This window comes from Streptomyces sp. NPDC093261 (assembly GCF_044753645.1).
In the GTDB taxonomy this organism is placed as follows: domain Bacteria; phylum Actinomycetota; class Actinomycetes; order Streptomycetales; family Streptomycetaceae; genus Streptomyces.
This window is the reverse complement of the sequence record NZ_JBIVNO010000001.1, coordinates 542794-558811: the sequence shown is the minus strand read 5'-3', so window position 1 is coordinate 558811 and position 16018 is coordinate 542794. Positions and strand designations below refer to the sequence as shown.

Annotated in this window: 15 protein-coding genes and 1 pseudogene; 4 read left to right on the top strand and 12 right to left on the bottom strand. The window is 70.3% G+C overall.

Translation table 11 applies throughout. From position 1 onward, the window contains the following. Positions 1 to 86: 86 nt before the first annotated feature. Positions 87 to 326, top strand: a pseudogene (locus ACIP94_RS02545) (hypothetical protein); the annotation flags it as partial. A 444-nt stretch (positions 327 to 770) separates the two neighbouring features. Here ACIP94_RS02545 and ACIP94_RS02540 read toward each other — a convergent pair. From ACIP94_RS02540 to ACIP94_RS02495, 10 genes are all read right to left on the bottom strand, one after another. Continuing rightward, positions 771 to 3455: an ATP-binding protein gene (locus ACIP94_RS02540; protein WP_402418418.1), complete on the bottom strand. Its 2685-nt coding sequence runs from the start codon at positions 3453 to 3455 to the stop codon at positions 771 to 773. 9 nt (positions 3456 to 3464) lie between these two features. Continuing rightward, on the bottom strand, positions 3465 to 3920 hold the full coding sequence (locus tag ACIP94_RS02535; protein ID WP_402418415.1) for a hypothetical protein: 456 nt from the start codon (positions 3918 to 3920) through the stop codon (positions 3465 to 3467). Between the two features lie 233 nt (positions 3921 to 4153). Beyond that, positions 4154 to 4954: an enoyl-CoA hydratase/isomerase family protein gene (locus tag ACIP94_RS02530; RefSeq protein WP_402418413.1), complete on the bottom strand. Its 801-nt coding sequence runs from the start codon at positions 4952 to 4954 to the stop codon at positions 4154 to 4156. Next, positions 4951 to 6213: a cytochrome P450 gene (locus ACIP94_RS02525; protein WP_402418410.1), complete on the bottom strand. Its 1263-nt coding sequence runs from the start codon at positions 6211 to 6213 to the stop codon at positions 4951 to 4953. The genes ACIP94_RS02530 and ACIP94_RS02525 overlap by 4 nt, the downstream gene beginning before the upstream one ends. 107 nt (positions 6214 to 6320) lie before the next feature. Next, the gene (locus ACIP94_RS02520) at positions 6321 to 7631 is read right to left on the bottom strand and encodes a cytochrome P450 (protein ID WP_402420324.1); all 1311 of its coding nucleotides are present in this window, start codon (positions 7629 to 7631) and stop codon (positions 6321 to 6323) included. A 115-nt stretch (positions 7632 to 7746) separates the two neighbouring features. Next, entirely contained in the window at positions 7747 to 8337 is a 591-nt protein-coding gene (locus ACIP94_RS02515; protein ID WP_402418407.1) for a GTP-binding protein, read from the bottom strand. Then, positions 8312 to 8686, bottom strand: a complete 375-nt coding sequence (locus ACIP94_RS02510) for a DUF742 domain-containing protein (RefSeq protein WP_402418404.1) — start codon at positions 8684 to 8686, stop codon at positions 8312 to 8314. The genes ACIP94_RS02515 and ACIP94_RS02510 overlap by 26 nt, the downstream gene beginning before the upstream one ends. Further along, a complete protein-coding gene (locus ACIP94_RS02505; RefSeq protein ID WP_402418401.1) occupies positions 8683 to 9084 on the bottom strand; it encodes a roadblock/LC7 domain-containing protein in 402 nt (133 codons plus the stop codon). The genes ACIP94_RS02510 and ACIP94_RS02505 overlap by 4 nt, the downstream gene beginning before the upstream one ends. Further along, complete coding sequence (locus ACIP94_RS02500) at positions 9081 to 10283, bottom strand: ATP-binding protein (RefSeq protein WP_402418398.1); 1203 nt, start codon at positions 10281 to 10283, stop codon at positions 9081 to 9083. The genes ACIP94_RS02505 and ACIP94_RS02500 overlap by 4 nt, the downstream gene beginning before the upstream one ends. A 94-nt stretch (positions 10284 to 10377) precedes the next feature. Beyond that, complete coding sequence (locus ACIP94_RS02495; RefSeq protein ID WP_402418395.1) at positions 10378 to 10590, bottom strand: hypothetical protein; 213 nt, start codon at positions 10588 to 10590, stop codon at positions 10378 to 10380. 152 nt (positions 10591 to 10742) lie between these two features. Between ACIP94_RS02495 and ACIP94_RS02490 the strand changes: the two genes are divergently transcribed. Further along, on the top strand, positions 10743 to 11180 hold the full coding sequence (locus ACIP94_RS02490) for a MazG-like family protein (protein ID WP_402418392.1): 438 nt from the start codon (positions 10743 to 10745) through the stop codon (positions 11178 to 11180). 151 nt (positions 11181 to 11331) lie between these two features. Here ACIP94_RS02490 and ACIP94_RS02485 read toward each other — a convergent pair whose 3' ends face one another. Continuing rightward, positions 11332 to 11877 (bottom strand): DoxX family protein, encoded by a 546-nt coding sequence (locus ACIP94_RS02485; RefSeq protein ID WP_402418389.1) that lies wholly within the window; start codon positions 11875 to 11877, stop codon positions 11332 to 11334. A 245-nt stretch (positions 11878 to 12122) separates the two neighbouring features. Beyond that, positions 12123 to 12839, bottom strand: a complete 717-nt coding sequence (locus tag ACIP94_RS02480) for a TetR/AcrR family transcriptional regulator C-terminal domain-containing protein (RefSeq protein WP_402420321.1) — start codon at positions 12837 to 12839, stop codon at positions 12123 to 12125. A gap of 254 nt (positions 12840 to 13093) precedes the next feature. Here ACIP94_RS02480 and ACIP94_RS02475 point away from each other — a divergent pair, with 254 nt between their 5' ends. Both ACIP94_RS02475 and ACIP94_RS02470 read left to right on the top strand, forming a co-directional pair. Continuing rightward, positions 13094 to 14686, top strand: coding sequence for a CocE/NonD family hydrolase (locus ACIP94_RS02475; protein ID WP_402420319.1), 1593 nt, complete (start codon positions 13094 to 13096; stop codon positions 14684 to 14686). A 142-nt stretch (positions 14687 to 14828) separates the two neighbouring features. Next, a complete protein-coding gene (locus tag ACIP94_RS02470) occupies positions 14829 to 15980 on the top strand; it encodes a D-alanyl-D-alanine carboxypeptidase family protein (RefSeq protein ID WP_402420317.1) in 1152 nt (383 codons plus the stop codon). Positions 15981 to 16018: the final 38 nt, after the last annotated feature.

The following is a 16018-nucleotide window of genomic DNA, read 5'->3' as shown; positions in this document are numbered from 1 at the left end:
GGTCAACCCGGGTTCTGATCGGCTCCGTCTGATGGCCCCTCAACCGTTCGGGGACTGGGTGATCGGTCGAGGACGCTGGCCGGCGCGGGCCTCGATGCAAGCACCGCCTGGTCTACGACGGCAAGGGCACCCCGCTGCACGTCATCACGACCGCCGCCAACGTCAACGACATCACCCGGACCCTCGACCTCGTCGACGGCATCCCGGTCCGTCGCCGGACGACCCAGCCGGCCCCTGCGGCGGCCGGAGTGCCTCCTGGGCGGACAAGGCAGACGACTCGAAGGCTGTGCGCGGTGAGCTCCGAGTCCGCCGCATCCAGGCGGTGATCTCCCGCAAGGGTTCCCCCGCACATCAAGGGCCTGGGCAAGCTTCCGCTACGTCGTCAAGCAGACCTTCACCCGGCTCCACCAGGTCAAGCGCCTCGCCGTCCGCTGGGAACGACGTATCCAACTCCACGACTTCCCCCTCTCGTTGGCTTGCAGGCTCATCCGCTGGAGACGCCTCAAGAGGGCCGGATCTTGATCGCGCTACGAGCTGGCCGCGGTCGAGGACAAGCGGCTGTACCGCACCCGTGCAAGGGCAACAGCTCGATCAAGCCGCCGAAGACGCCGGAACGGAAGGCTCGCGCCTGGGAGCAGGATCGTGTTGACGCCGCACGTCAGAGCGTGATCGCTTCCTGAGCGGAACAGAACCCGGCGTCCAGCCCGACTCGTCTGCCGCCCGATCCCTGACCCGCGCAAGAAGCGGGGTCTTCTGCTCGGCTCGGCCGTTCAGGGCTGGGGTCGGGTGAGGAGGTAGCCCTGCACCGGGCCCAGGCTCTCGTCGTCCAGATGGCGCGTGTCCGACCAGTTGCGTTCCTGGACTGGTGCCAGCAGGGACTCGATCGTGCACGACCAGGCCTGGCACAGGCCCCGCAGGAAGAGTCCGTACAGGCCGCCCGACAAGCGCCACCACTCCTTCTGCCAGGTGAGTGTGGTGTCGTTGCGCGCGGACTCGTAGGCGGAGTCACGGTTCTCGACGTCCGGGAAGACCTCCGACAGCGGTGGGGTCATGACCTTGACGGCCACGATGATCCAGTTGTCGGGGAGCAGCACTGTCTGCCCGGAGAGGTAGTGGAAGGCCAGCGGGGGCCGGCTTCGCCAGGTGAGGGGCACGCCGAAGGCCATGAAGACCTCGTCCTTGGGTGCGGCCCAGTCGGCCAGGTCGGCGGGGCGCAGGACGCCCTCCGCCGTGAGGGCGAAGGCGACGTCGTCGGTGAGTGTGTGGAACGCGTTGTTGAGGGTATGGGCCAACTCCAGCTGGACCGGGTCCCCGAAGTGCCCGTTGTCCCGTAGCTGGTGTTCCTGCCGACGCATCCACAGCCGGACCTGGTCCTGGTTCGCGACGAGGCTCGCCCGGTCTCGTGAGGCCCGGCTGGGCTGACCGGCGAGGTATCCCGCAAAGGAGATCGATTCGTCGGCGAGCAGACCGTTCACCGTGACGATGCCCTGGAAATTGCGCCGTGACAGGTAGTACATGTCGTTCCAGAGGGTGGCCAGTCCGATCCGCCTTCCCTTGGCGTCCAGCAGCTCGGTGGCCCGGGCGATGAAGTCGTCACGCATCTGGAGACGCTGCTTCTCCTCTCCGACGCGCCGGTTGTCGATCGCGGGAGGGTAGAGGCGGTCGAAGACCTCGTCCGGTGATCCCGTGGCCAGCGTGAACGGGGCGAGGATGTCCGGTCTGGTGGAGCCGGGTTCCCAGGTGTGGACGGGCACCGCGTTCTCCAGAACCAGCCGCTGGACCAACTGGGTGAGCCGATCGTCGTCGGTGAGGTAGAGGAGGCCACGTACGTCGTTGGGACTCTTCTTGAGTCTGACGCGCACGGTCGTGCCCTCCGCAACCCAGTCCTGTGTGGGCAGCGGCGTGAGCAGGGGGCGATGGGAGGGGCCGTCGAAGGCGAGGCGACGGGCGTCCTGGGTGGACGAGTCGTAGCGGCGGGTGATCAGCTCGACCTGGTCGCCGAGGAGAAAGACGGAGAAGAAGCCGATGCCGAACCGGCCGCTGGGCTGGAAACCGCCGTCGGCCAGTCCTGGGAGCCCGTTGCGGATGCTCGTGGTGTTCCATCCGCTCTTGCCGAAGTCGAGCAGGCCGTGGATGAGGGTCTCCTCGTCCATGCCGATGCCGTTGTCTCGGATCTCGAGGCACCAGCACCCGTCGGTCTCGGTCAGCCGCACTTCGATGCGCCCGTCCGCGAAACCGGGTTGCAGGGCCCGGCGGGCCTGGACGGCGTCCTGGGCATTCTGGATCAGTTCTCGCACCGCGACTTCGGGCTCGTCCCCGTACAACTGCTCCCCGCCGAGGCCTTTGACCAGGGCGGGGACGTCGGTGATCTTGATGGCCGCGTCGATGGGGCGCCACCCCTGCACGCGGAAGAGCTCGGCAAAGCGCTCGGGGGAGTCGACTCCGGTGACCGCGCGAGCGGCGAGCCGGTCACGGCCGAGGTCGTGCAGCAGGGAGTCGACGGACTTCAGCTCCTGGTCGATACCACGCAGGTAGTCCAGTGCCAGCCACCAGGAAGCGGCCTCGTGTGAGGGAAAGGGGCGCAGCGAGGTGTATCGCACCCGGTCGCCGCTGAGATGCGGGCGGCTGATGTGCTCCTGGAACCGCCAGTGCTCGCGCGCCACACCCTGCGGATTGCGCAGGGAGAACAGCAGTGTCGGAGCCCGGCGGCTGTCGATCTGGGTCGCGTCGGCCAGCCGGAGCACGCAGGCCAGCTTGAGCGGTTCGATGGTCCACTCGCTCGGTTGCCAGGGCAATGACCCGATCGTATGCCGGAATTCACCTGCGAGCCGGTCCACCGGCCACCAGTGGCTGGCCGCCAGTTCGCCGATCAGCGGGCCGTACACCTCACGTAGCTGGACCTCCTCGATGAGGTGGATCTCGTTGCCCGTACTGGAGCGCCAGGGGTGGTCGACCAGGCGCCGTGCCTGCTCCGCATGCGTTTCGCGGATCGCGGTCGCCCGGCAGGCGTTGGCGATCTCGGTGGGTGGTGCGTTCAGCTGCTCCTGATCAGGCCAGCATCCCTCTCGGCGGTAGTAGGCCACCGACACCAGGTCGCGCCACCGCTTCTCACCCAGGGTCTCGCGCACGCTCGTCCCGTACGCGGCCGCCCCCATCGCCGCGTCGTGCAGCACGAAGGCACAGCCCAGCACATACGCTTCGGCGGGATTCAGCGTCACCTGACGACCGCACACGAGATCGGCCGTCTCCCACAGCGCGTCCACATGGCTGATGTCGTGCACCGTGAAGTCGGGCATGCTGTGCTCGTTCTCCTTGAGGAGCACGGCTGCCTTCCGCCGTAGTTCGACGTACGACGTGCGCAGTCGTTCACGCTGTTCGCCGTGGATGTCGCCGCCGGGACGTGCGGCGAGGGTGTCCCGCCACAGAGGCGCGCTGGTGTAGTCGTGCTCGGGCACTGGGGACGATCACCTCATTGCCGGCAGAAGGAGGAGCGTGGTGAGCACCCACATGGTGATCAGCGAGACAAGGATGAAGAGCAGCACGTAAGTCTCGTACCAGCGCAGGAAGTTGCCAGGACGCGGGCGTTTGCGGAAGCCCGGTCCGACCACCTCGTCGGTGATGTCGCACTCTTCGTTGCGGAAGTCGAGCCATGACAGGGCGCCCACGACGATGAGCGTGCCGGTGAACGCGGCGACCACCGTGACGAGGACCAGCAGTCCGATGACCCCGCCCCGTGCGGTGGCGGGCGGCACATTCCACCTGCGGTAGCCGACGAACAGGGCCAGGGCCCCGCTGACGAGTGCGGTGGCGAGCGTCTGATAGAGGGCGAGGAAGCGGTGGGCGTTCTCGTTCACCGCATTGATCTGCTGAAGGATGTACCGGTACCGCTCCAGCGCGAACTCATTGCGGACCGCAGTCACTTCCGGCCCTGTCTCCCCCGGTGCCGCCATCGCCCCCCACCCCGTCTGAGCCCCCATCAGCATAGATAAGTCGAGTCCGCTTGGCAGCCGGTGTCGCCGAGCTCGTGAGCGGAAAAGGAGGCCGGGAAGAGTCCGATGCGGTCCGGGCGTGAGCGCGATGGCGGGCGGTCCTGGGGAAGGGGAAGGGAAAGGGAGGGCGGGGACTAGGGCCCCCGCCCAGCCGTGGAGGCGGTTCAGACCAGGTGCCCGGTGCGGCGTCCGCCGCGGTTGTACCCGGCTTCCGCGAGGACCGATGCCAGCAGTTCGGAGTCGAGGGTGGAGGCGTCGGCCAGGCGGGTGGTTGCGGCGTGGGCGTTGAGCAGGAGTTTGTTGACGCGCAGGGCGGCGGGGGAGCGGCGGAGGATGGGCTTGGACCAGGCCGTCACCGCCGCGTCGAGGTCCTCTTCGGGGACGACGTTCTGCAGGATCGACAGGGTCCGGGCCTCGTGGGCGGTGAAGGCGCGGCTGGTGAGGATGAGTTCGCGGACGCCGGCCGCGCCGACCTCGTTCAGGAGCCGGGGGAGGAGGCCGCCCCAGGCGGTGGGGAGGCCGAGGGCGAGTTCCGGGAGCCGGAAGGTCGCGGTGTCGGCCCCGACCCTGAGATCGCAGGCGAGGGCGAGGGCGAGGCCCGCGCCGATGGCCTTGCCCTGGACGCGTGCGATGGTGACGGCCGGGTTGTCGGCGAGGGCCGCGCAGACGCGGCGGGCCTTGGCGCCGGAGGCGCGGATGCCGCTGCCCGCGGGATCCTGGGCCAGGTGCTCTGCGTACTCGGTGCGGTCGCCCCCGAGGCTGAAGTCGGGGCCGGCGCCGGAGAGCACGATGACCCGGGTGCCGGTGTCCTGGGCGTCGAGGACGGCCAGAAGCTCGTCGAGCAGGGTCTCGGTGACCGTGTTGCCCTGGTCGGGGGTGTTCAGCTCGATGGACAGCACGGGACCCTGCCGGTCGGTCCGCAGCGTCTTGAGGGACTGGCTGGCGTGGGTGGGCAGGACGCTCATGTCGTCACTTTCAGGGAGGTCACGCGCCGGAAGACCATGCGGGGTGCGTAGGTGGGGCCGGCGGCGAGTCGGAGGTTCGGGAATCGGTTCAGCAGGCTGGTCAGCAGGGTTCGGACCTCGAGCCGGGCGAGGGCCGCGCCGAGGCAGTAGTGGGCTCCGCCGCCGAAGGTGAGATGGGCGCCGTTGCGGAGGATGTCGAACGTGTGGGGGTTCTCGTTGCGGCGGGGGTCGTGGTTGGCGGCGCCGTACAGGACGTGGACCATCGTGTCCTTGGCCATGGGCACGCCCGCGAGGACGGTGTCGTCGGCGGCGATGCGCGAGTTGAGGTGGATGGGCGGGTCGTAGCGCAGGGCCTCGTCGATGGCGTCGTCGATGTGGTCGGGGTGGCGGCGCAGCCAGTCCCATCGGGCAGGGTTCTCCAGGAGGAGCCGTACGGCGTTGGAGAGCAGGGTCGCCGACGTCTCCAGGGAGGCGATGGTGATGAACATCGTGAGGTAGTAGAGGAGGCGGTCCGCGGTCGCCTGGTCGTCGGGCAGTTCGGCGTCCCAGTAGCGGATCCACCCGGAGACGACATCGTTGCCGGGACGGTCGCGGCGCCGGCGGACGAGGCCGGTGAAGTACTCCCGGAGCTGGAGGGTGGCCTCGGCGGAGACGGCGAGTTCGCTGCTGGTGGGCAGGAGTTCCTGGGCGTGGACCTGCCGGTGGGTGATGTCCAGGATGTGCGCGAAGTGCTCGGCGGGGATGCCGAGCCAGCGCCCGACGGTGTGGACCGGCAGCTGCTCGCTGACCGTGGCGACGAAGTCGGCGTCGCCGTGGGCTCGCAACCGTTCGTCGAGGTCGTCGAGGATCCGCTCGACGTGCTCTTCGATGTCGGGCCGCATGCTCTCGAGGGTCTGACGGTCGAAAAGGTTGCCGAGAGCGCGGCGCTGGCAGGTGTGGGCGGGAGCGTTGAGCCGGGACAGCGCGTGGCTCATCTCCTGGGTGGCCAGGGCCTGCCAGCGCTCCGGGTCGGGCCGGCGCTCCTGCCAGGCGATGTCGGGCACCAGCCAGTTCCTGTCGCGCAGGACCTGGCTGCATGCCTCGAAACCGGTGACGAAGTACCCGCCCCAGGGGGCGGGGACGACGTCTCCCATCGCGCGTAGTTCTGCCCAGACGGGGAGAGGGTTGTGTTGTCCGTCGGTGGAGCGAAGACGCCGGAGGACTGAGATGACGGCGCGGCGGTCGATGGATATGCCACCTATGTCGTCAACAGCGGTCACGCGGAGCTCCTTTGGCGGGGCGTTACCGAAGTGATTCCGGCGGAATCTACCCTTCCATGGCCTGAAGTCATGCCCCGCTGAGTGTTGCCCCTGTCACATTCCGTGTCTCACACGCGGAACAAGTCGAGGAAAGTGCTCCAGAATCCCTTCCTGGCCGGCCTGGTCTCCTGACGGGGAATCGGTGCGGCGTGGGCCCGGGGCGGCTCCGTCGTCGCCGTCCGAGTGGCCTGCACGGGGGTGTGCAGTGCGGCCACCCGGGTGCCGGGAGTCGGGGTGAACCGGACGGGCAGCGCGGCCAGGGCACGGTGGAAGGGGCCCGGGCGCCACTGGAGCTGGTCCGCCGGAACATCGAGGGCGAGGTCGGGAAGCGCGTTGAGGATCGCCTCGATCGCGGTCAGGGCGATCACCGTGGCCGGCGACTTCGCCGGGCAGGCGTGCGGCCCGGCGCCCCAGGCCAGGTGCGCCCCCTTGCTGAGGGACTGACGGGCGTCCCGGAGCGCGGGGTCGTTGTTGGCCGCCCCGAAGCTGATCACCAGGGGGGTGTTCGCCTCGACGGGAACGCCGCCCAGGTCCACGTCGTGAACGGGATAGTGGGTGGCGTAGTTGGCGATCGGCGGGTTGTTCCACAGGACGTGGTCCAGCGCCTCCTCCGTCAGCATGCCGGCGCCGCGGGCCGAGGAGCCGCTGGACAGCAGCAGGAGCAGGGCGCTGCCGATGAGATTGCGCTCGGGCTCGACGCCGGCGCCCATCAGCATGACCAGCTGGTCCTTGAGCTCCTCGTCGTTCAGCCCGGCGGGATGCTGGATGAGCCAGGAGGTGACGTCGTCCCCGGGTTCACGCCGCTTGAGCGTGATCAGCTCCATCAGGCAGGCGGTCAGCTCCTCGTTGGCCTTGAGGGCGTCCTTGCCGTCGAAGATCGCGGACATCGAGCTGGTGAGCCGGTCACCGATGCCGGCGGGGCAGCCGAAGAGCCGGTTGAACAGCAGCAGCGGCAGAAGCTTGGCGTAGTCGTTGAGGAGGTCGGCGCGCCCGCGCTCGCTGAACTGGTCGATCAGGAACGCGGCGATGGGCTCGACATCACGGCGGATCCTGCCGATGTTCAGCCGGTCGAGGCTGTCGGTGACGGCCTTGCGCAGCCGGAGATGGACGGCGCCGTCGGTGAACAGGCAGTTGGGACGGTACGCCATCATCGGCAGAACCGGGTTGTCCAGGGCTATCCGGCCTTCGTTGAGGGCCTTCCAGCGACGGGGGTCCCGGCTGAAGTCCGTGGTGTTCTGCAGGACGGTCCGCGCCGCCTGGTAATCGGTGACGAGGGTGGCGTCCACGCCCGGGGCGAGTTCGACCGGCGCCGCCGGCCCGAACGCGCGCAAGGCGTCATACACGTGGTGGGGGTCGTCCGCGAAGTCCTGGCCGTGCATGGGGCATCTCGCAGGGACGCCCGATACGGCGGCCGATTGCTGAAAGTCCATGAGGTGTTCCTTTGAGTTCCCGGAGCGCTCGCGCTCCGGGCCGTGGGGGCGAAAGGCGGTCGGCTCAGGCCGACCGGACGAGGAGATGCCTGACGAGGGTGATCAGTGCCTGGGCCGACGACTCCCGCTTGCGGGCGTCGCAGTACGAGACGGGCGTGTCGGGCAGGAGATCGAGCGCCTCACGAATCTCGTCCTCTTCGTACCGGGTGTGCGGGGTGAAGCTGTTCACCACGATGGAGTACTCGAGGCCGTACTTCTCGACCAGCTCGATCACCGGGAACGAGTCGGCGAGCCGGACGGGATCGACCAGGATCAGTGCCCCCATCGCGCCGCGGGCCATGTCCTCCCACAGCTGCATGAACCGCTGCTGACCAGGCGTGCCGAAGAGATACAGCACCACCTCGTCGCTGAGGGTGAGACGGCCGAAGTCCAGGGCCACGGTGGTCGTCAACTTGTCCGGCGCGCCGCGCAGATCGTCCACATGGGTGGACGCCTGCGTCATCTTCTCCTCGGTGCGCAGGGGGGCGATCTCGGACAGCGAGCCGATGAACGTGGTCTTGCCCACGGCGAAGTGCCCGACCACGAGAATCTTCGCGGTGGTGGTCACCGCGCCCGAGACATAGCGGCCCTCAGGCGAAACGGGTTTGGAGTCCATACAGCACCTTTTCGATCAGGTCTCTGTCGACGGCCTGGGCAGGGGGCGGCGCGGCGCGGCGCAACAGGTGTCCCTGCTCGGCTAAGTCGCTCAGCAGCAGACGGGCGACACCCACCGGCAGGCCCAGGTGCGCGGCCACTTCGGCCACGGCCAGATAGCCACCGCCGCACAGCTCCCAGATGGCCCGCACCTCCGGGCCGGCCCCCAGGGGCAGTTCGCGGTCGGGAGCCAGGGTGACCAGGGTGTGCAGCGACAGGTCCTCAGCGGAGGGCAGCCGCCGGCCGCCGGTGATGACGTAGGAGCGGACGAGTTCGCTGGAGACCGGAGCTTCCTCGCCGGGCATGGTCATGCCTCGGCACCAGCGCTCTGGCGCTCCGGTGTACTCAGAGCGACACCCAGTGCCTTCACCTGCTGCTGCATACGGATCGACATGAGCTCCATGTCGACGTCCAGGGCGGCGGAGACCGCCATATAGGACCCGCTGCCCGCCGCGATCAGGAAGATCCAGCCGCCGTCGTACTCCATGAGCGTCTGCTTCCAGACCCCCTTGCCGCCGGCCACGAAGGGGGCGACCGCCCGGCTCAGGGACTGCATCGAGCTCATCGCTGCGGCGTTCTTCTCGGCGTCGTCCCGGGAGATGTCGCTGGAGCGTTCCAGGAGCAGGCCGTCGGCCGAGACGAGGATCGCATGGCGGGCGCCGCTCACCGTCAACACGTCGTCGAGCACCCACGACAGATCGGGCTTCACTGTTCTTGAGTTCCTTCCGTGGTGGTCGTGTCCCGCCCGCGCAGCGTTCCGCGTGCGAAGGCCCCGATACGCGACGCGGTCACCTCGCTGTTGTGCTCCGACACCGGCCCCGGGTCCGGCTCGGCGACGGCCGGCTGCGGAACCACCGCGACCGCACGGCGGCGCTTGGGCAGTCCGCCCGCCGTCGTCCCGATGATCGGCACCGCGGCCGGAATCCGGGCGACGCGGGGCGCGACCGCCGGTGCGTCGGTGTCGGCGGACAGGTCGGTCTCGGCCGCGGGTTCGGGGGCTTCGTTGGTCAAGAGGCTCTCCGGCAGAAGGATGACCGCGCGTACACCGCCGTACGGCGATACGGAGTCGACGGAGACCTTGAAGCCGTACCGGTCGGAGAGCACTCCGGCGACGGCGAATCCGACGCGGGGCGGGTTGCCGAGGCTGGTGATCGAGATGGGGGCCGCCGGGCTCAGCAGAGCGGCGGCACGGTCCTTCTCCTCCTGGCTGATCCCGAGACCGGCATCGTCGACGATCAGGCAGATACCGGTCGGGACGGCCTGGATGTTGATTTCCACGGGCGTGCCCGGCGCGCTGTAGTTGGTGGCGTTGTCCAGCAGTTCCGCGAGAACGACGGCCACGGGCTCCACCGCTGTGGCGGCGACATGGACATTGACCCGGCTGTGGATCCTCACCCGGTCGAAGTGCTTGATACGGCCTGTGGCGCTCCGGGCCACGTCGTACACCGACGCGGCGGTCTCGCGGCGCCCCAGCCAGCCGCCGCACAGGGCGGCGATGCCCTGGGCACGCCGGCCGAACTGGCTGTTGGTGTGGTCGATCGTCATCAGGTCCGCGAGGATCTGCGGATCATTGCCGTACTTCAGTCGCGCCAGATCGCTGATGGAGCGCTGCTGCTGATCGGCCAGCACCTGCAGGCTGCGCATCCACGCCTTGAGAACGTCCTTCGTCTCCGTTTCCGCGTCGCCGCGCACCTCCGCCAGGGCGCGCTCCTGGGCGGCCCGCAGTGCCGCGTACTCGCCGTGCAGCCTCTGGGTCTCCGTGTGGAGTCCGTCCCGGACGGTGCGTAGATCGGCGTTCTGTTTCCGGAGCGCCATGTTGGTTCTCCGGGCTCGATTCACTGCGACACCCGCAGCGATCAGTACTACCAGCAGGATCCACAGGAGCGGATCCTTGATCAGTGACGTCATGAGACTCTCTTCAAGTCGCCTCGCGGAAGTAACTGCCGGCCACACGACCGCGGCCCCGTATCGCGGGCCGCGGGCCTTATCGGCGGACCAACGGCTACTCCTTCGCGATGGGGCCTGCGAGACTGTCCCCCGTTTGCGCGTACGTGACGCGATACCAGCCTGCTGAAAGTCCGTTGATCGTATCAGTCGGGTAAGTATCAACGCCCTTGCAGGAACGCTCACTTGGCCAGTTGGACACGAACACTTCACTGTCGTTCATCGCCCGGCTGCGGGGCGAGGCGGTGCCGAAACGATCCTCCAGTGTCATGGCCGGCAGTGGCTCGCCCAGTGGGTCCACAGCGCCTGCGATGCTCCTCCTGCCGGTGAGTCCGCTCCCGGGTGCGCCACCGTCCGAAGACGTTCGGCGGACCACCCCTGGCCCGCTCCCGGCCGGGGCGGCCCGCATGGCAGGCTGCAGACATGAACGAGCACGACACACCCGCGGACCTCTGGGAGTCGATCGGCCGGCTGCACGCCTGGCTGGACGCGCACCGTACGCACGACGGCGCGGAGGGGCTGCTGCTGCGGGTCCTGAAGCTGTCGGAGGAGGTCGGCGAGGTCGCCCAGGCGGTGATCGGCGCCACCGGGCAGAACCCCCGCAAGGGCACCACGCACGGCTGGGAGGACGTCCAGGCCGAGCTGTGCGACGTGGTGATCACGGCCCTGGTGGCGCTGCGCACGATGACCCCGGACGCGCGCGAGGTGTTCACGGCCCATCTGGAGCGGGTCACGACACGCTCGCTGGGCGCGCCGGATGCGGGGCCTGGGAACGCGGGGCCTGGGAACGCGGGGTCCGGGAACGCGGACTCCCGGAACGCCGGGTCCGGGGCGGCCGCCGGCCCGTACGCCGGCTCGTAGGGACGCGCGCCCACCTGGTCGTAGAACCGCCCACGCACTCGTAGAACCGCCCACCTGCTCGAAGAACGGCCCACCTGCTCGTAGAACCGCCCGCCCGCCCGCCGGCTCGTAGGGACGCCCGTCCCGAGGGGCCGTCGCCCCGCCCCGCCCGCTACTCCTCGAACAGGGCCTCCTGCTTCCCCGCCGAATTCCTCCGCAGCCGCCTGTTCCGCGCCCCGATCACCAGTGCCGTGACCGCCGCCGTCACCGCGAACGCCGCCGGGACCATCCACTCGCGGTTCATGGCCTGGCCGAACAGCGCGTCCACGGAGAGCCGGCCCGGCCCCGCGACCGCCAGGCCCGTCGCCATGAGGCCGAGGGTCGCCGGGTGCTCGTAGCCGCCGTTCTGGGCGAAGAAGCCGTTCGGTACGTGCACCGCCGCCGCCCCCGTCATCGCGCCGGCCGCCGCCGCGCCCGCCGCCGGTGTCGCGAGGCCGAGCGCCAGCAGCACACCGCTGCCCGTCTCCGTGAGCCCGGACGCCATCGCGGATGCCTTGCCCGGGTAGTAGCCCACCGACTCCATGAACTGACCGGTGCCCGCGATACCGCCGCCGCCGAACCAGCCGAACAGCTTCTGCGTGCCGTGCGCGGCGAGCACACCGCCGGTGCCCAGCCGGAGCAGCAGCAGCCCCACGTCGCGTCGGTCGATACAGTTCACGATCACTCCCGGGCCGGACAGCAGGAACGGTTTCCCCGTCTTCCCACCGTCCCACCGGCCCGGTCCGTCCGGCCTGTCCACCGTGCCGTTCGGGTGGCGCCGGCGCCAGGCGGAGGAGAGCGCGGGGCGATCGCGAAGGGGCCGCTCACGCCCGGCCAGGTGGCCGAGGTCGACCGGGTCCTCGGAAGGGGAGGGGTTCCAGGGGGAGCGGGCCAGGAAACGGCGGGCACGGGCCGGTAGTTCGTTCAGTCGGTGTCGAGGCCGTCGACCAGGCGGTTGAGGAACCGGGTGAAGGTGGCCTCGGGAGTGAGGGGGCGACCGGGGGCGGCGAGGGCCTCGGCGAGTTCCGGGTGGTGGCCGTCCGCGGCGACAGCGGCGAGGTAGCGAGCCTCGGCCGCGCTCCGGTCGGGGGATCGCGCGGCCGCGGCCTGGGCGATCTCATGGCCGACGTGCCCGGCCACGAAGGCGGTGAGCTGGGCGAAGATCTCCAGCCTCGCCGCACCGTCCAGTCCGGAGGGCCGCAGGGCGGCGAGGGCGCGTTCCAGGAAGGCCAGGGTGTGGGGGCCGGGGGTACGGCGGGTGGACAGGGCGGCGGGCAGCCAGGGGTGCCGCAGCATGAGAGCGCGCTGGAGGTGGGCCGTCGCCTTGAGGTCGGCTCGCCAGTCGCCGGTGAGGGGATCCGTCGTCGGGAGTTCGCCGCTGACGTGGTCGACCATCAGTTCCAGCAGCGTCTCCTTGTCGGGGGCGTAACTGTAGAGCGACATGACGCCGGCTCCGACCTCGGCGGCGACCCGCCGCATGGTGACCGCTTCGAGTCCCTCCGCGTCCGCCAGGGCGACGGCCGCCGCGGTGATCGCCGCGCGGCTGAAGGAGGGCCTGCGGCCCCTGCGGGGTTCGGTCGGACGCAGCCAGAGCTGTTCCGGGCTGACGCCCGCGGCGCCGGATCCTCCGTCACGGGGCACGGTCTCGCGCTCCTTTCCCTGGTCGGTGCGGCTTTCCGGCCGGTGCGGCCATCGCCGGTAGGCGCGGCCATAGCCGGCTGGTGCGGCCATCGCCGGTCGGTGCGGCGGCACTTGCGAAGGTCATCCAAGCATCCTCTATTCTCGTACATGGTACGCAATGAAGGAGGGGAACGATGTCATCACGCATGCCCGGTGCCGTGGCCGGGCCGCCCTGGGCGCCACCGGCCGGAAAGCCGCCGCTGTCCTCACGGATGATGCGGGCGACCTGGCGAGGCCTGCCGGCGAAGCGGCACGATGCCGGATGGGAGCCGGGGCTGGTGGTGCCGGCCGCCGACGGCAGCCCGTTGATCACCGACCGCTACTTCCCACGCACGGAGGGGGACTTCCCCACCCTCCTGGTCCGCTCGCCCTACGGCCGGGGCCTGCCGTGGGGTCCCATGTACGGCCTGCTCTTCGCCGAACAGGGCTTTCACGTCGTCCTTCAGAGCTGCCGCGGCACCGGTGGTTCGGGGGGCACGTTCGACCTGTGGCGCAACGAGGCGGCCGACGGCCGGGCCACGGTGTCCTGGCTGCGTGAGCAGCCCTGGTTCGACGGAACGCTCGGGACCGTCGGCCCCAGTTACCTGGGCTATGTGCAGTGGGCCCTGGCCTCGGATCCACCGCCGGAACTGAAGGCCATGGTGGTGCAGGTGGGCCTGCACGACCCCTACGCCCTGTTCTACGCGGACGGTGCCCTACGCCTGGAGAACGCCCTCGCCGTCGGTGTGGGCATGACCTACCAACACCAGGGCATGGCACCGTTTCTGAGGGCGGCACTGCGCCTGCAGCGCCGTCTGCGCTCCCTCACCACCGCGCGGCCGCTGCGTGGGGCGTACGCGTCGGCCCTCGGGGGCGAGGTGCCCTGGCTGGACGAGGTGATGGCCCATCCGGACGCCGGCGACACGTACTGGCGCGGCGCGTCGCCCGCGGAGTCGGCGGAGCGGACCGCCGTGCCCACGAGCCTGATCACCGGATGGCACGACGTGCTGGCCGATCAGACCTTCGAGCAGTACGACCGGCTGCGCCGGGCCGGATGCGAGACCGCCCTGCTCGTCGGCCCCTGGACCCACACGTCCGCCCTGCGGCAGGGGTGGCCCGAGGTGTTCGACGAGAGCCTCGCCTGGCTGCGCGCCCATCTGTGCGCCGACCCCTCCGGCCTGCGCCCCACCGCGGTGCGCGTGCACCTCGGCGGCGAGAACGCGTGGCGGGACCTCGACGACTGGCCGCCGGCCCCGGCCGCCGCCTCGTGGTACCCCGCCCCGGACGGCCATCTCACCCGGCAGGCCCCCACGGACTCCGCGCCGCTGACGGCGTTTCGCTACGACCCGGCCGACCCCACCCCGTCCCTCGGCGGCCCTCTGCTCTCCCGTACCGCCGGACCTCGCGACAACCGGGCCCTGGAAGCCCGGGCCGACGTCCTGACCTTCACCGGCCCGCCACTGACCGAGCCCCTGGACCTCCTGGGCCCGGTCTCCGCACGGCTGAGCATCTCCACGGACACCGGCGACGCCGACGTCTTCACCCGCCTGTGCGACGTGGACCCGCAAGGCCGCTCCGTCAACGTCTGCGACGGGCTGGGCCGGCCGCGGACGACCGGCCCTGCGCCCGCGCAGGTCACCGTGGCGATGAGCGCCACCGCCCATCGTTTCGCCGTCGGTCACCGCCTCCGCTGGCAGATCAGCGGAGGCGCTCATCCGCGCTACGTCCGCAATCCCGGGAGCGGGGAGTCGCCGGTGGATGCCACCACCTTCGCACCGGTGCGCGTCACGCTCCACGCGGACTCGGTGTTGACGCTTCCGCACAGGTGAGGGCGCGGGAGGCAGGCGCGGGTGACCTTGCCATGACCTCGGTTTTGCCGCCGCTTTGGGGTCCCGCTGTCCGCTGTTGAAGGCTTCCTTGTACGGTCCCGGGGTGCGTGATTCCTCTTCGCCCTCCCCGCGTGCCGCGCGGATGTCCCGGCGAGCCGTTCTCGGGCTCACCGCCGCCGCGCCGCTGACCGTCGCCGCGCCCGCCTCCGCGAGCCCCGAGCGTCCCGGGACCATCGGCGGCACACGTCTGGGCGGCTCCGGCGTTCAGGTGCGGGGGGCCGCCGCGGGCCTGCCGAAGAACCTCACCGCACGCTCCTGGCTCGTCGCCGACCACGACAGCGGCGAGGTGCTGGCCTCGTACAACGCGCACCAGCGGCTCGCGCCCGCCTCCACGCTGAAGATGCTGTTCGCGGACACCGTGCTGGGCAGATTCGACCGCACTCTCACCCACAAGGTGACCGACGCCGAACTCGCGGACGTCCCGGCCGGGTCCAGCCTGGTCGGCATCAAGCCCGGAATCACCTACACCGTCGAGCAGTTGTGGCTCGGTGTCTTCCTGCGTTCCGGCAACGACGCGGTGCACGTGCTCAGCCATATGAACGGCGGCCTCGCGAAGACCGTCGCCGAGATGCAGGCCAGGGCCGAGGACCTCCAGGCCCTCGACACCCATGTCATCAGCCCCGACGGCTTCGACCACAAGGGACAGCTGTCCTCCGCGTACGACCTCACGCTGTTCGCCCGTCACGGCCTGAAGAACGCCGACTTCCGCGGATACTGCGCCACGAGGACCGCCGAGTTCCCGGCGGGCGGCAGGAAGACCTTCCAGATCCAGAACACCGACCGCCTGCTCACCGGTGCATGGGGCCTTGGCACCTACAAGGGGCTCATCGGCGTCAAGAACGGCTACACCACCAACGCGGGCAACACCTTCACGGGAGCCGCCACCCGCGGGGGCCGCACCCTCCTCGTGACCGTGATGCACCCCCGGCCGGGCGGCAACGGTGTCTACGAGGAGACCGCCGCCCTGCTCGACTGGGGCTTCGGGCACGCGGGGGCCGCCGGGGCCGTGGGCGCGCTGGTGGAGCCGCTCAGCGAGGGCGGGGCGAAGGCGACGCCCTCACCGGGGGGACCGGCGCATGCCGCCTCGGCCGGGGCCGCCACCGCGCACGACCGCTCGTCGTGGGGCCTGGCCGGCGGGGCCTCGGGCGTGGTGGCGCTGCTGGCCGGCGGGGCGTACGCGCTGCGGGGGCGCCGGCGGCGGGTGGCGACGGAGGAGGGGCGGCACCGGTGCTGACGAGCCGTCGTAGACGGAGGAGGAGCGGCACCGGCGCT